The sequence below is a fragment of the Pseudomonas sp. S3_A03 genome (genome assembly GCF_054668275.1).
Genome location: NZ_CP162753.1, coordinates 4,478,499 through 4,493,763 on the forward strand (window position 1 = coordinate 4,478,499; position 15,265 = coordinate 4,493,763).

General features: G+C 61.5%; 14 protein-coding genes and 1 pseudogene. 6 read left to right on the forward strand and 9 right to left on the reverse strand.

Annotation, left to right across the window (positions count from 1 at the left end; genetic code table 11):
* The first annotated feature begins 150 nt into the window (after positions 1-150).
* From AB4O25_RS20485 to AB4O25_RS20510, 6 genes are all read left to right on the forward strand, one after another.
* Complete coding sequence (locus AB4O25_RS20485) at positions 151-1,830, forward strand: glucan biosynthesis protein G (protein WP_223271434.1); 1,680 nt, start codon at positions 151-153, stop codon at positions 1,828-1,830.
* Positions 1,823-4,393 (forward strand): glucans biosynthesis glucosyltransferase MdoH, encoded by a 2,571-nt coding sequence (gene mdoH, locus AB4O25_RS20490; protein ID WP_017526561.1) that lies wholly within the window; start codon positions 1,823-1,825, stop codon positions 4,391-4,393. Before AB4O25_RS20485 ends, mdoH begins: the two co-directional genes overlap by 8 nt.
* Before the next feature lie 187 nt (positions 4,394-4,580).
* The gene (locus tag AB4O25_RS20495) at positions 4,581-5,390 is read left to right on the forward strand and encodes a transporter substrate-binding domain-containing protein (protein ID WP_065879500.1); all 810 of its coding nucleotides are present in this window, start codon (positions 4,581-4,583) and stop codon (positions 5,388-5,390) included.
* A 211-nt stretch (positions 5,391-5,601) separates the two neighbouring features.
* Positions 5,602-6,399, forward strand: coding sequence for a transporter substrate-binding domain-containing protein (locus tag AB4O25_RS20500; RefSeq protein ID WP_065879499.1), 798 nt, complete (start codon positions 5,602-5,604; stop codon positions 6,397-6,399).
* Positions 6,400-6,540: 141 nt separating this feature from the next.
* Positions 6,541-7,500, forward strand: coding sequence for an amino acid ABC transporter permease (locus tag AB4O25_RS20505; RefSeq protein ID WP_017526558.1), 960 nt, complete (start codon positions 6,541-6,543; stop codon positions 7,498-7,500).
* Entirely contained in the window at positions 7,493-8,227 is a 735-nt protein-coding gene (locus AB4O25_RS20510; RefSeq protein WP_017526557.1) for an amino acid ABC transporter ATP-binding protein, read from the forward strand. The genes AB4O25_RS20505 and AB4O25_RS20510 overlap by 8 nt, the downstream gene beginning before the upstream one ends.
* A gap of 36 nt (positions 8,228-8,263) precedes the next feature.
* Here the strand turns inward: AB4O25_RS20510 and AB4O25_RS20515 are convergent, their stop codons facing one another.
* From AB4O25_RS20515 to hisI, 9 genes and pseudogenes are all read right to left on the reverse strand, one after another.
* A complete protein-coding gene (locus AB4O25_RS20515; RefSeq protein ID WP_460149933.1) occupies positions 8,264-10,171 on the reverse strand; it encodes a methyl-accepting chemotaxis protein in 1,908 nt (635 codons plus the stop codon).
* 131 nt (positions 10,172-10,302) lie between these two features.
* On the reverse strand, positions 10,303-11,175 hold the full coding sequence (locus tag AB4O25_RS20520) for a methyl-accepting chemotaxis protein (protein ID WP_439653351.1): 873 nt from the start codon (positions 11,173-11,175) through the stop codon (positions 10,303-10,305).
* Between the two features lie 33 nt (positions 11,176-11,208).
* Positions 11,209-12,219, reverse strand: a pseudogene (locus AB4O25_RS20525) (methyl-accepting chemotaxis protein); the annotation flags it as partial.
* A 93-nt stretch (positions 12,220-12,312) separates the two neighbouring features.
* Positions 12,313-13,020: a 16S rRNA (uracil(1498)-N(3))-methyltransferase gene (locus AB4O25_RS20530; protein WP_017526554.1), complete on the reverse strand. Its 708-nt coding sequence runs from the start codon at positions 13,018-13,020 to the stop codon at positions 12,313-12,315.
* Positions 13,017-13,808, reverse strand: coding sequence for a twin-arginine translocase subunit TatC (gene tatC, locus AB4O25_RS20535; protein WP_017526553.1), 792 nt, complete (start codon positions 13,806-13,808; stop codon positions 13,017-13,019). Before tatC ends, AB4O25_RS20530 begins: the two co-directional genes overlap by 4 nt.
* Positions 13,805-14,206, reverse strand: coding sequence for a Sec-independent protein translocase protein TatB (gene tatB / locus AB4O25_RS20540; protein WP_017526552.1), 402 nt, complete (start codon positions 14,204-14,206; stop codon positions 13,805-13,807). The genes tatC and tatB overlap by 4 nt, the downstream gene beginning before the upstream one ends.
* Before the next feature lie 10 nt (positions 14,207-14,216).
* Entirely contained in the window at positions 14,217-14,495 is a 279-nt protein-coding gene (locus AB4O25_RS20545; protein WP_017526551.1) for a twin-arginine translocase TatA/TatE family subunit, read from the reverse strand.
* 25 nt (positions 14,496-14,520) lie between these two features.
* Positions 14,521-14,853, reverse strand: coding sequence for a phosphoribosyl-ATP diphosphatase (locus AB4O25_RS20550; RefSeq protein ID WP_003209299.1), 333 nt, complete (start codon positions 14,851-14,853; stop codon positions 14,521-14,523).
* Positions 14,854-14,855: 2 nt separating this feature from the next.
* Entirely contained in the window at positions 14,856-15,248 is a 393-nt protein-coding gene (gene hisI, locus AB4O25_RS20555) for a phosphoribosyl-AMP cyclohydrolase (RefSeq protein ID WP_017526550.1), read from the reverse strand.
* Positions 15,249-15,265: the final 17 nt, after the last annotated feature.

Genomic DNA, 15,265 nt, shown 5'->3' on the forward strand with positions numbered 1-15,265 from the left:
TTTTGACCCATGGGAGTCGGAACAATGCTCGCCAACCTGGCATATAGATAGCTGGCCGTTGGTTTTTTGATCTGTTTTCGGCGAGGGTTGCTCGTGATTGTTAGTCCCTGTAATGCACCAAAATTGTCTGCCAAACGGTTACGAAACGCACTGGTGACGGGCTCTGCCCTGTTTTGCCTGTTCGGCGCGGGTCAACTGTGGGCATTCAGTCTGGATGATGTGTCGGCCAAGGCAAAAGAGCTGGCCGGGCAGAAGTACGAAGCTCCGCGCAGCAATCTGCCGAACGAATTCCGTGAAATGAAGTTCGCGGACTACCAGAAGATTCGTTTCCGCAACGAAAAAGCCGAATGGGCCGATCAGAACACCCCGTTCAAGCTGTCCTTCTATCACCAGGGTATGCACTTTGATACACCGGTGAAAATCAACGAAGTCACCGCTGACAGCGTCCAGGAAATCAAATACGACCCGTCGCGTTTCGATTTCGGTGACGTGAAGTTTGATCCTAAAGCCACCGAACAGCTGGGTTATGCCGGCTTTCGTGTGCTGTACCCGATCAACAAGAACGACAAGCAAGACGAAATCATGACCATGCTCGGCGCGAGCTATTTCCGCGTTGTCGGCAAGGACCAGGTGTATGGCCTGTCCGCGCGTGGCATGGCAATCGACACTGCGCTGCCGTCCGGCGAAGAATTCCCGCGCTTCACCGAGTTCTGGATCGAGCGTCCAAAACCGGGTGACAAGCACCTGGTGATCTTTGCCCTGTTGGATTCGCCACGCGCGACCGGCGCTTATCGCCTGATCCTGCGCCCGGGTACCGACACGGTTGTCGATGTCAAATCCCAGATGTTCCTGCGCGACAAGGTCAGCAAGCTGGGCGTTGCCCCGCTGACCAGCATGTTCCTGTTCGGCGCGAACCAGCCGTCCAAGGTGCTCAACTACCGTCGCGAGTTGCATGACTCCAGTGGCCTGTCGATTCATGCCGGCAACGGCGAGTGGATCTGGCGCCCGCTGAACAACCCGAAACACCTGTCGGTGAGCAATTTCAGCGTGGAAAACCCGCGCGGTTTCGGCCTGCTGCAACGTGGCCGCAACTTCAGCCACTACGAAGACCTGGACGACAACTACGACAAGCGTCCAAGCGCCTGGATCGAGCCTGAAGGCGACTGGGGCAAGGGTTCCGTCGACCTGGTCGAGATCCCGACCGCCGATGAAACCAACGACAACATCGTTGCCTTCTGGAGCCCGGAGAAATTGCCGGAAGTCGGTCAGCCGCTCGAAGTGGCCTACCGCCTGCACTGGACCCTCGACGACGCCGCGTTCCACTCGCCGGACAGCGCCTGGGTCAAGCAGACCTTGCGTTCCACTGGCGATGTGAAGCAATCCAACCTGATCCGTCAGCCGGACGGCAGCGTGGCTTACCTGGTCGATTTCGAGGGCCCGGCCCTGAAGCGACTGCTGCCGGACGCCCCGGTGCGCAGCCAGGTGAGCGTGGGTGACAACGCTGAACTGGTGGAAAACAGCGTGCGTTACAACGAACACACCAAAGGCTGGCGCCTGACCCTGCGCATGAAGATCAAGGACGCAAGCAAACCGACCGAAATGCGTGCGGCCCTGGTGCAGGACGTTCCCCAGGCCGAGCCTGAGCATGTTTCTACCCAGGTGCTCAAGGCCGACAAGGTCTTGGCCAAGCAGCACGAGAAACAGGCCAAGAAAGACGCGAAAGACAAGGAAGCCAAGCAGCCAGAAGCTGCCCCAGCCACACCGGAGCCGATCAAGACCGAGCAAGTCCTGACCGAAACCTGGAGCTATCAGTTGCCTGCCGATGAGTAATTCTCAAGCCCGGCCAGAGACGCTCTCCGAGTATCTGGCGCATCTACCGATGACCGCTGAGCAGCGTGCCGAATTGGCGGGCTGCGCATCCTTCAGCGAGTTGCACGAGCGGTTGTCGTCATCGACCTTCGATGCGCCAGCCGACGCCGCCCAAGCGTCGGTTGGCAGCCGGTTGAACCTCAGCACGGCCGAAGAGTTGCAAGACGCCGAAATGCTCGCGCTCGACGCGAGCGGCCGTGTGTGCCTCAAGGCCACGCCGCCGATTCGTCGCACTCGCGTGGTACCGGAGCCGTGGCGCACCAACATCCTGGTGCGTGGCTGGCGTCGTATCACCGGCCGCAGCAACCCGCCCAAACCACCGAAGGATGAACGCGTATTGCCGGCCGCGCGCTGGCGTACGGTCGGTTCGATCCGTCGTTACATCCTGCTGGTGCTGATGCTCGGCCAGACCATCGTGGCCGGCTGGTACATGAAAGGCATCATGCCGTACCAGGGCTGGTCGCTGGTCGACTTCGACGAGATCCGCAACCAGACCCTGCTGCAAACGGCTACCCAGGTTCTGCCTTACGCCCTGCAAACCAGCATCCTGATCATGTTCGGGATTTTGTTCTGCTGGGTGTCGGCGGGTTTCTGGACGGCCTTGATGGGCTTTCTTGAACTGCTCACCGGTCACGATAAATACCGCATCTCCGGTAAAAGTGCCGGCGACGAGCCGATTCCGAAAGAGGCGCGTACCGCGCTGGTGATGCCGATCTGCAACGAAGACGTGCCGCGTGTATTCGCCGGCCTGCGGGCGACGTTCGAATCGGTGGCCGCCACCGGTGACCTCGATCGCTTCGACTTCTTCGTGCTCAGCGACAGCAATGACGCCGACATTTGTATCGCCGAACAGCAAGCCTGGCTCGACGTGTGCCGCGAAGCCGGTGGCTTCGGCAAGATCTTCTATCGCCGTCGTCGCCGTCGCGTAAAGCGCAAGAGCGGCAACCTGGACGACTTCTGCCGTCGTTGGGGCGGTGACTACAAGTACATGGTCGTGCTCGACGCGGACTCCGTGATGAGCGGCGAATGCCTGACCAGCCTGGTGCGCCTGATGGAAGCCACGCCGGATGCCGGGATTATCCAGACCGCGCCACGTGCGTCGGGCATGGACACCCTGTATGCGCGCATGCAGCAGTTTGCCACCCGTGTGTACGGCCCGCTGTTCACCGCCGGTCTGCACTTCTGGCAGCTGGGTGAATCCCACTACTGGGGTCACAACGCGATCATCCGCATGAAGCCGTTTATCGAGCACTGCGCCCTGGCGCCTTTGCCCGGTAAAGGCGCGTTCGCCGGCTCCATCCTGTCCCACGACTTCGTTGAAGCGGCGCTGATGCGCCGTGCCGGCTGGGGCGTGTGGATTGCCTACGACCTGCCGGGCAGCTACGAAGAACTGCCGCCCAACCTGCTGGACGAACTCAAGCGTGACCGTCGCTGGTGCCACGGTAACCTGATGAACTTCCGCCTGTTCCTGGTCAAAGGCATGCACCCGGTGCACCGTGCGGTGTTCCTGACCGGCGTGATGTCGTACCTGTCGGCACCGTTGTGGTTTCTGTTCCTGGTGTTGTCCACGGCCTTGCTGGCGGTGAACACCCTGATGGAACCCCAGTACTTCATGGCACCCCGCCAGTTGTACCCACTGTGGCCGCAATGGCATCCGGACAAGGCGGTGGCGCTGTTTTCCACCACCATCGTGCTGCTGTTCCTGCCTAAACTGCTGAGCATCATCCTGATCTGGGCAAAGGGCGCGAAAGAGTTCGGCGGCAAGTTCAAGGTCACCATGTCGATGCTGCTGGAGATGCTGTTCTCCATGCTGCTGGCGCCGGTGCGGATGATTTTCCACACCCGTTTCGTGCTTGCCGCGTTCCTCGGCTGGGCCGCCACCTGGAACTCGCCCAAGCGTGACGACGACTCGACCACCTGGGGCGAGGCGTTCAAGCGTCACGGGACCCAGACCTTGCTGGGCTTCCTGTGGGCCCTGCTGGTGGTGTGGTTGAACCCAAGCTTCCTGTGGTGGCTGGTGCCGATCGTCGGTTCGCTGATGCTGTCGATTCCGGTATCGGTGATCTCCAGCCGTGTGAACCTGGGCCTCAAGTCTCGCGACGAGAGCCTGTTCCTGATTCCTGAGGAATACAACCCGCCGCAAGCGCTGCAGTCGACCGAGAAGTACACCCACGAAAACCGCTGGCACGCCTTGCACGACGGGTTTGTGCGTTCGGTGGTCGACCCGCAGCAGAACGCCCTGGCGTGTGCCCTGGCGACTTCGCGTCACCGTGAGGCCGAGCCGATCGAATACCTGCGTACCGAGCGCGTTCGCCATGCGTTGAAAGTCGGCCCTGCCGGCCTCAACAACGCCGAGCGTGTTGCCTTGCTCAGTGACCCGGTGGCCCTGGGCCGCCTGCACGAGCAGGTCTGGAGCGAAGGGCATGCCGAGTGGCTGGCCGCCTGGCGTGACTCGATCAAAGCCGACCCGCACGCGCCGTTGCTGCCGCTGCAACCGCTGTCGTCCCAGGCCCAACCGGCCTGATTCAGACACCCCCGAGGGCTCACCTCGGGGGTGTTTCAAACGCTGGTCCTACAGCGTTTTGCGTCTCTTCTTTGTCGTTCTGACCCTCTGTTATTTCGAAACAAAAGACCCTCGTTCGAGGCGTATTTGCCTGCGTGCGGCTGGGGTAGGATCGCCCCCCAAAACTGACTCGGTCACAGGGGGATCCATGATCAAAAGGTATTGTTCGGCCTTGCTGCTTGGCGCTGTTGCATTAATTCACACTGGCCAGGCGCTGGCCGGTGCCATCGATGACGCGGTGCGGCGCGGGGTGCTCAAAGTGGGCACCACACCCACCTATGTCCCCTTCGAAATGACCGATAAGCAGGGGCGCATCGTCGGCTTTGAAATCGACCTGCTCAAGGTGATGAGCCAGGCCCTTGGCGTGGAGCTGGAACTGGTCTCGGTGCCCTACACCGAGCTGATAAAGGGCCTGCAGGCCAAGCACTTCGACCTGATCGGCAGCGGCATGACGGTTACCCAGGAGCGCAACCTGGCGCTGAACTTCAGTGACTCCTTCATCGTGGTGGGCCAGACCGTGCTGTTGCGCCCCGGCCTGCTCGGCAAAGTTGCCAGTGTTGAAGACCTCGACGATGCCAGCTACCGGATCGCTGCCACCGAAGGCACCACCGGCGAGTCCGCGGCGCAGCGCTTTCTGGGCGCGGCGCGGGTGAGCAGCTTTGCGACGCCGGAAGAAGGCGTGCGCCAGGTTGTGATCGGTGCGGCTGATGCGTTTGTTCACGATGCGCCCTACAACCTGATCGCCCTGAGCCGCCCGGAAAACAGCGCGCTGCTTTTACTGGAGCAACCTTTCACCTTCGAACCCTTGGCGTTTGGCGTGAAAAAAGGTGATTTCGACAGCCTCAACTGGATCAACCATTTCCTCAACCAAGTGGCCCAGGACGGCACCTACGATCGGCTGCATGACAAGTGGTTCAAGGACACCGCCTGGCTCGGCGAAATCGACTCGAAGTCATAACTGCTTACATAACCGTCCGATACCGACGCGATACGGGCAGGTGTCTACCTCGTGCGCTTGGCTGCACCCTTGTGGGGCTTTTGCGACATATGCCGACAACAATTACCCGTGAAACCTTTGTGGCAGACAGCGAGTGGGTTAGCATCGCACCCCGACTGGGTGCGGCCCTTTTGCGCGCCGATCTTATAAGAAACGTTCAGGGGATTTGATGATGAAAAAGTATCTTTCGATGCTGCTGCTAGGCATCACCGCGCTGATGGCGGTCAACGCGGCGCAGGCCGGTGCCATCGACGATGCGGTCAAGCGCGGCACATTGAAAGTCGGCATGGACCCGACCTACATGCCGTTCGAAATGACAGACAAGCGCGGTGACATCATCGGTTTTGAAGTCGACATCCTCAAGGCCATGGCCAAGTCCATGGGCGTCAAGCTGGAGCTGGTGTCCACCGGTTATGACGGCATCATCCCGGCCTTCCTGACCGGCAAGTTCGACATGATCGGCAGCGGCATGACCCTGACCCAGGAACGCAACCTGCGCCTGAATTTCAGCGAACCCTTCATCGTGGTCGGCCAGACCCTGCTGATCCGCAAAGAGTTGGAAGGCACCATCAAGTCCTACAAAGACCTCAACGACGAGAAATACCGCCTGACCTCCAAGCTGGGCACCACCGGTGAGATGGTCGCCAAGAAGTTGATCGCCAAAGCCAAGTACCACGGCTATGACAATGAGCAGGAAGGCGTGCTGGACGTGGTCAACGGCAAGGCTGACGCGTTTGTCTACGACGCACCGTACAACGTGGTGGCCGAGAAGAAGGTGGGTAACGGCAAGCTGGTGTTCCTCGACGAACCCTTCACGTTTGAGCCATTGGCCTTTGGCCTGAAGAAGGGCGACTACGACAGCGTCAACTTCATCAATAACTTCCTGCACCAGATCAAGAATGACGGCACCTACGATCGTATCCATGACAAGTGGTTCAAGAGCTCCGAGTGGCTCAAGGACATGGAATAAGGCTTTAGACCGAGGCGCGCCCTTCGCGAGCAAGCCCGCTCTCACATTCGACCGCATTCTCATGTTGGAACTCGGTCAAGTGTGGGAGCGGGCTTGCTCGCGCAAGCGGCCTCACAGGCGACACCAATCCCGGAACCTGAAATGAAACAGAAAAAAGCCCAATGGCCCTGGCACCTGCTGACCGTGGTCGTGCTGGTTGGCCTGGCGGGCGCCTTGTATTACGCCACCTCGCTGATGTCCTACGAATGGCGCTGGAACCGTGTGCCGCAGTACTTCGCCTATCAGGCCGAAGAGGCTCAGCGGGCGGCGGATATCTCCACCGTCATCGAGTTGGTCCGCAAAGGCGACGTTGCCGAAGTGACCCTGCGCAACGACGCCGGTACCGAACAACGAGTGATGGTTGCCGACAACAGCCTGCAAGTGGCGCGCGGCGATGACGTGGCCGAGGGCGATGTCATCGGTGTGAACCGCCATTGGGCATTGGGCCCGCTGATGTGGGGCTTGTGGACCACGCTGTGGCTGTCGGTGGTGTCCGGCGTCCTGGGCCTGGCGATTGGCCTGGCCACCGGGCTGTGCCGGCTGTCCAGCAACCCGACCCTGCGCGATCTGTCGACAATCTACGTCGAACTTGTGCGCGGCACGCCGTTATTGGTGCAGATCTTCATTTTCTATTTCTTTATCGGCACGGTGCTCAACCTGTCCCGGGAATTCGCCGGGATCGCCGCGCTGTCGCTGTTCACCGGCGCCTACGTGGCGGAAATCGTCCGCGCCGGCGTGCAGTCCATCACCCGTGGCCAGAACGAAGCCGCGCGTTCCCTGGGCCTGAGTGCCGGCCAGTCGATGCGCCATGTGGTGCTGCCGCAGGCATTCAAGCGCGTGCTGCCGCCCCTGGCCGGGCAATTTATCAGCCTGGTGAAAGACACCTCGCTGGTGTCGGTGATCGCAATTACCGAATTGCTCAAGAGCGGCCGCGAGGTGATCACCACCTCGTTCTCGCCGTTTGAAATCCTGTTCTGCGTTGCAGGCCTGTACCTGCTGATCAACCTGCCGCTGTCGAAAATGGCCAGCCGGCTTGAGCGGAGGCTCGCCCAAAGTGATTGAAGTCCGCGATCTGGTAAAAGTCTTCGACACCCGTGGCCAGGTGGTGCGCGCGGTGGACCACGTCACCACTCAGGTGGCCAAGGGTGAGGTGCTGGTGGTGATCGGGCCGTCCGGCTCGGGTAAATCCACGTTCCTGCGCTGCCTCAATGGCCTGGAGGAATTCGACTCCGGCTCGGTGAGCATCGACGGTCTGCAACTGGCTGATCCGAAAACCGACGTGAACGCCTATCGCCGCGAAGTCGGCATGGTGTTCCAGCACTTCAACCTGTTCCCCCATATGACCGTGCTGGAAAACCTGTGCCTGGCGCAAAAAGTGGTGCGCAAGCGCGGCAAGAAAGAGCGCGAAACCAAGGCCCTGGCGCTGCTGGAAAAAGTCGGCATTGCGCAGAAGGCCAACGAGTTCCCCTCGCGGCTGTCCGGCGGCCAGCAACAGCGTGTGGCGATTGCCCGCGCCCTGGCGATGGAGCCCAAGGTGATGCTGTTCGACGAGCCCACCTCGGCCCTCGACCCGGAAATGGTCGGCGAAGTACTCGACGTGATGAAGACCCTGGCCCTGGAAGGCATGACCATGGTGTGCGTCACCCACGAAATGGGCTTTGCCCGTGAAGTGGCCGACCGGGTGCTGTTCTTCGACCATGGCAAGTTGCTGGAAGACGCCGCCCCGGCCGAATTCTTCGACAGCCCGAAAGACCCGCGTGCCCAGGCGTTCCTGCGTCAGGTCCTGTAACACCAAGGTCCTGAGTAAGGGGTCATGGGGTAAACCTCATAGCCTGAATTTACCGACCAGCGTTTGTAGATCCAGGCTCAGCCTTGTCAGTTGAACACTGGCCGCCGCCGTCTCCTCACTGGCGGCGGCGGTTTGTTCAGACACATCCCGTACCTTCAACACGCTGCGATTGATCTCTTCGACCACGGCGCTCTGCTGTTCGGCGGCGGCGGCGATCTGCGGGTTCATTTCCTGGATGACCGACACCGTGCGAGTAATGGCCGCCAGCGCCTCGCCGGCGTCGCGGGTCAGGCTGACGCTGTAGTCGGTCAGGTTGCCGCTGCTGTCCATGATGTCTGCCACCTGTTGGGTGCCTTTATTCAGGCCCAGAATCAACGCCTCGATTTCTTCGGCTGACTCCTGAGTGCGCTGGGCCAGGCTGCGCACTTCGTCGGCCACCACGGCAAAGCCTTCGCCGGCGCTGCCTGCGCGTGCGGCTTCAATGGCGGCGTTCAGCGCCAGCAAGTTGGTCTGCTGGGACACGGATTTGATCACGTCCAGCACGCTGCCGATTTTTTTGCTCTCTTGCTGCAGCGTCAGCATGGCCCGGCCCGACAGGGTCATTTCGCTGGCCAGGTTACCAATCTGTTCAATGGCCAATGCGACCACCTTGTCTGCGGCGCTGGCCTGCTGGTCTGCCTCATTCGCCGCCAACGACGCTTGTTCGGCGTGCCGGGCGACTTCGTGGGCGGTGGCGAGCATTTCATTCATGGCCGTGGCGACCTGATCGGTTTCGTCTTTCTGGTTGTTGGCCCCGTCGCGGGTCTGTTCGGTCACGGCCGTGAGTTGCCCGGCGGCACTGGCGATTTGCCCAGCGCTGTCCCCGATGCCGCTGATCAGGTCGCGCAAATTGCGCGTCATCAGGCTAATGCTGTGTTGCAACTGGCCCACCTCATCCCGACGTTCCACCTTCACGTCATGGCTGAGATCGCCCTTGGCGATACGGCCGGCAACCGCCAGCACCTGGCGCAGCGGCAGCGCAATCTGGCGGCCGATCCACCCGGCGGTCAGGGCGCCGAGCACTACGCAGGCGAGGGTGACACTGATCAGCAGGGTGCGCGTTTGGCTGGCCTCGCGGTCACGTTTGAAGATTTGCGCCTGACTCAGTAGGTCGCTTTGCTCCAGCAACTGGTCGACGTGCTGTTCGAGTCGGTTTTGCATCGTCTCGGTGTTGAACTGAGCGTCTTTGAGCGCGACCAATTGCTCGCGGTAGGTCGCCAGGTCGGCTTTGAGCTGGGCGGAATCGACGGGCAGGTCCATGACGGCCGACTGTGCGACCTCCAGGGCGTCGAGCGCCTTGCCGACGGCTTCGGCATAGGCTTGCAGTGACTCGGCCGCCCACGCGGGTTTTTGCGTGCCGTCGTCGGCAAGTGCCATCGCTTGGCGCAGGTCTTCGATCGTATCCAGGGCGTTCTGGTCTTCCTGGTCGGGCAGGTCACTGGCGAACTGGGCCAGGGTGTCGCTGGCCTGAAGCGCACTGTTTTGCAGGGGGCTGCGCGCGCGCTCACGACGTTCGATCAAAGACGGCAACTCGGCAAGAGCCGCTTTGAAACCCGTCACCAAACGGGTGGCTTGCTCCAGGCGTTGCTGGTCGGCCGGGTCTCCCATGCGGCTTGAGAGGACGGCCAGATGCTGTTCGATCTTTTCAATCTCTACGCCGATTTTTCCCAGGCTGCTGGTGTCCGTCAGGGTGCGATACACAATGCAGTCGGCACGCATGGTTTCGGCCGCAACCGCCAGCTGCCCCAGCGTCGAGAGCTTGGCTGATCGAGCAAGCACAGCATTGAGGGCCTGCCAGCCGGTCATGGCGATGATCAGGCTCAGCATCAGCACTTGGCCAAAGCCCAGGGCGAGTTTGAGACGAATGCTGGCGTTGGCCAGTAAGCGGGTCAGTCGAGCAAACATACTGCACCTCCCAATCTGAAAAAGCGCTTCGAGCAGAAACGCTAAATCGATTCGGGGTGATCGCGGGCTGATAACTGCGTAGGAACTTTCGCAAGGTGCGGCGGCCTTGATCGGCCGCCGCGCAGCGTCGGTCAGATGCGGAAGCGACCGACCAGGGTTTGCAGGTAGACACCCAGGCGCGCCAGTTCGGCGCTGGATGCGGCGGTCTCTTCGCTGGCCGACGAGGTTTGTTCCGACACATCGCGCACGTTCAGCACGCTCCGGTTGATCTCTTCCGCCACGGCGCTTTGCTGTTCGGCGGCGGTGGCGATCTGCGAGTTCATCGCCTGGATGGTCGAGACGGTACGGGTGATGTTTTCCAGGGCGCTGCCGGCGCGGCGGGTCAACTCGACGCTACTGTCGGTGAGGCTGCGGCTGTTGTCCATGATGGTCGCCACCTGCTGGGTGCCGCTCTGCAGGCCGACAATCAGCTCTTCGATCTCTTCGGTGGACTTCTGGGTACGCTGGGCCAGGCTGCGTACTTCGTCGGCCACTACGGCGAAACCGCGCCCGGCTTCACCGGCTCGCGCGGCTTCGATGGCCGCGTTGAGGGCCAGCAGGTTGGTTTGCTGGGCCACGGATTTGATCACGTCGAGTACGCTGCCGATCTTGTCGCTTTCCTGCTTCAGGTCGGCCATGGCAACCGTGGAATTACCGACTTCAGTGGCCAGGCGCTCGATCTGGGCGATGGCTTCGCCGACCACTTTGTCGCCCTCGCGAGCCTGCTGGTCCGCCGCGACGGCGGCTTCCGAGGCCTCTTCGGCGTTGCGTGCCACTTCCTGTACGGTCGCAGCCATCTCGTTCATGGCGGTGGCGACCTGATCGGTCTCGATCTTCTGGCTGTTGACCCCGGCGCTGGTCTGTTCGGTCACGGACGACAGCTGCTCGGCGGCGCTGGCGATCTGGGTGACGCCATCGCTGATACCACCGATCAGTTCCCGCAGGCCCAGGGTCATGCTTTGCATGGCCCGTTGCAGTTGGCCCAGTTCGTCCTGGCGCAGCGAGTTCAGGTTGTGGCTCAGGTCGCCCGAGGCGACGCGTTCGGCCACTTGCAGGGTCTGGTTCAGCGGAATGATGATCTGGCGGGTGATGGCCCATGCGGCAACCAGGCCGAAGATCAGCGCCAGGGTGGTGGCCAGCGCCAGCAGTTGTTTGGCTTGTGCGGCGTCGTTGTCGCGGACCACGGTCTGCGAAACGGTGAGTTTGTTGCTGCGATCCAGCAGGATATCGCCCTGGGCGCTCATGATTTTCAGTGCGGCGGCGCTCGCCACCTGAGAGTCGCGGTACTGGCTGACCGCTGCGCGGTAGGCTTGCAGCGAAACGCCGGCCTGTTGCAGGTTGGTCGAAAATTGTTCAGGCAGTTGGCCGGTCAGCTCAGTGGCTTTCTTCAAGGCGTTGTCGATGGCGTCCAGCGCGGGCTGTTCCGCCTCGACCTTGCCGCTGTAGGTGTAGCCGCGCACTTGGAAACGCGCCTGTTGGATCAGTTTGCTCAGGCCGACGATGCTGTTGAACTGGCTGACACTGTCGCCCTGCAACAGGGTTTTTTCCACTTCGCCGACCTTGATTACCGCGTTGTCGGCAGTGTCGCCCAGTTTGCTGCGGGCGTTTTCGCGGTTGGCCCCGGCCTGGACCATGGCGTCGAAGGCGCGTTTGTATTGGTCGACGGCAGCGAGTTGGTCGTCGATCAAGACGATGTCGGCGGGTTGCTCGATCAATGTGCGCGCGGTTTTCAAGCCGCTTTCCAGTTGGCCAAGGAAGCCATTGACCGCTGTCGGGCCCTGCTCGCCGCGACGCATTTCGAAGTCCAGGCGCGCGATGCGCAGGTCCTTGGTCAGGTCGTTGAGGCTGGCGATATAACCCAGCTTGTCGCCACGGCTGATCACCCCGGAGAGCCCGGTCCAGCCGGTGAACGTCGTGATCAGCGTCAACAGCAATACCAGGCCAAAGCCCACGCCCAGCTTGGTCTTGACGCTGACATTACCCAGCTTTTCGGCTAACGCACGGTACATGTTGCAAACTCCCCTGGAGCACGGCTTGGACTTATTGCAGGGGTTATCGGCATGAGCGCAGGAATCTATAGCCACATCGGATCTGTGCTGTGGTTAGAACAGTCGGGCGAGCAACGCGGTCACGGCGGTTTCAACCCGCAGGATGCGTGCGCCGAGCTGCACCGGTTGCAGGCCGGCCTTGGTCAGCAGGTCGACTTCGTAGGGGATCCAGCCGCCTTCGGGGCCGATGGCCAATGTGACCGGTTCATCCAGGCCACGCGGGCAGGGTGGGTAGTCGCCGGGGTGGCCGACCAGGCCCCGGGTGCCTTGCGTCATCGCCGGCAGGCGGTCTTCGACGAATGGCTTGAAGCGCTTCTCGATGATGATCTCGGGCAGCACCGTGTCCCGCGCCTGTTCCAGGCCGAGGATCAGTTGTTCGCGAACCGCCTCGGGTTCCAGAAACGGGGTTTGCCAGAAGCTTTTTTCCACCCGGTAGCTGTTGACCAGCACCACCTTCGGCACGCCCATCGCCGCCACGGTTTGCAGCACACGACGCAGCATTTTCGGGCGCGGCAGGGCCAGCAACAGGGTCAGCGGCAGTTTGGCCGGGGGCGGCTGGTCGAAGCTCACCTGCAGCTCGGCTTCGCTGGCTTCCAGGCGCAGCAAGTGTGCATTGCCCATCAAGCCACCCATGCGCCCAACCCGCAGGTTGTCGCCTACGGCGGCGCGGTGGACTTCCTGCATATGTACCAGGCGCCGATCACGCAGCACCACGCGGTCGGCCGCTATAAAGTCGGCCTCTTCCAGTAGCAGCAGGTTCACGGCTGGGTCGCTGGCGGCTGGTCGTCGTCGGCGGGTCTGTCATCCGGGTGTTCGCCGCGCTTGCTGATCAGGCCGCTGAACAGAATGCCGATCTCGAACAGCATCCACATCGGCACGGCCAGCAGGGTCTGGGAGAAAATGTCCGGCGGGGTCAGGATCATGCCGACTACGAAGCAGCCGATGATCACATACGGGCGGATCTTCTTCAGGTACTGCACGTTGACCACGCCGATCCACACCAGCAGCACCACGGCCACCGGGATCTCGAAGGCCACGCCAAAGGCGAAGAACAGCGTCATCACAAAGTCGAGGTAGCTGGTGATGTCGGTCATCATCTCCACGCCGGCCGGGGTGGCGGCGGCGAAGAACTTGAAGATCAACGGGAACACCAGGAAGTAGGCGAACGCCATGCCGGTGTAGAACAGCAGGATGCTCGACACCAGCAACGGGACCGCAATGCGTTTCTCGTGCTTGTACAGGCCCGGCGCGATAAAGCCCCAGATCTGATGCAGGATCACCGGGATCGCCAGGAACAGCGAGACCATCATCGTCAGCTTCAACGGTGTGAGGAACGGTGATGAGACGTCGGTGGCGATCATCGTCGCGCCGGCCGGCAGATACTGGCGCAGTGGCGTGGAGACGAAGGTGTAGATCTGCTGGGTAAAGGCGAACAGCCCGGCAAAGATGATGAAGATGGCCGCTACGCAACGCAGCAGGCGGGTACGCAGCTCGGTGAGGTGCGAGACCAGCGGCATGTGCTGGTCGTTTTCCGGTTTATCAGCGCTCATGGGGCTCGCGGCGGCAATGTTGGGTCATGGGGGGCGGGCGACGCAACGGGCGTCGGCGCAGGCTCGTTGGGGTGGGGCGCGGCTGGCGTGGCGTCGACGACGTGCGGGGCGGCCTGCTCAGGCACAGGCTCCACCGGCTTGGCCGGCTCCTGCACCGGCGAGAGAATCTTGCGCGCCTCCTGCTCCAACGACAGGATATGTTCGTTATGCAGTTGCCGGCGGATCTCGTCGGCGCCGATTTCCCGTTCAACTTCCTGTTTGATCGCGTTGAAACTGCGTTTCAGGCGCCCGATCCACAGGCCGGCGGTGCGCGCGGCACCGGGCAGGCGTTCCGGCCCCAGTACCAGCAGGGCCACGAGGCCGACGAGCAGCAGTTCAGAGAAGCTGATACCAAACATTAGTCAGTGCTCACGAGTCTTTGCGGGTCGGCTCTTCGACTTTCTCAGCCTGCACGTCGAAGGTACGACGCTCGGTGATCGGCTGGCTGGCCTGCGGGTGTGCAGGCTGGGCCGGCGGTACGGGATTGGCCGCAGGGTCGGCGGGTTTTTCGTCGTCGTTCATGGCTTTACGAAAGCCCTTGATCGATTCGCCGACATCGGTGCCCAGGTTTTTGAGTTTCTTGGTGCCGAACACCAGTACCACCACTACCAGAATGACGATCCAGTGTTTCCAGTCAAAAATGCCCATGCTGCAAATCCTCGATAAAAATTATTCAGGCGGACGGACGCGAGGCCTTCTCAGCGTGCCCGGACAAGCCGAAGCGACGGTCCAGTTCATCCAGTACGGCCTGCGGATGCTGCCCCAGTTGGGCGAGCATGACCAGGCTGTGAAACCACAGGTCGGCGGTTTCGTAGATCACATCACTGCAGTCGCCGCTGATTTGCGCGTCCTTGGCGGCAATGATGGTCTCGACGGATTCTTCGCCGAGCTTTTCCAGGATCTTGTTCAGGCCCTTGTGGTACAGGCTGGCGACGTAGGAGCTGTCGGCGTCCGCGCCTTTGCGGTCTTCCAGTACCTGGGCCACGCGGTTCAGGGTATCGCTCATGGTCAGTGTCCTGCGGAATAAATGGCGTGCGGATCTTTGAGCACCGGTTCTACAACCTTCCACTCGCCGTTCTCGAACACGCGATAGAAGCAGCTGTGACGGCCGGTGTGGCAAGCGATGCCGCCGATCTGCTCGACCTTGAGGATTACCACGTCGGCGTCGCAGTCCAGGCGTATCTCATGCAGGGTCTGCACATGTCCGGACTCTTCGCCCTTGCGCCACAGTTTGCCACGCGAACGTGACCAGTAAATGGCGCGCTGCTCAGTGGCGGTGAGGCTCAGGGCCTCGCGGTTCATCCAGGCCATCATCAGCACGCGCCCGGTCTTGTAGTCCTGGGCGATGGCCGGCACCAGGCCGTCACTGTCCCATTTGATCTCGTCCAGCCAGTCTTTCATGTTCGGCTCCGGCAATT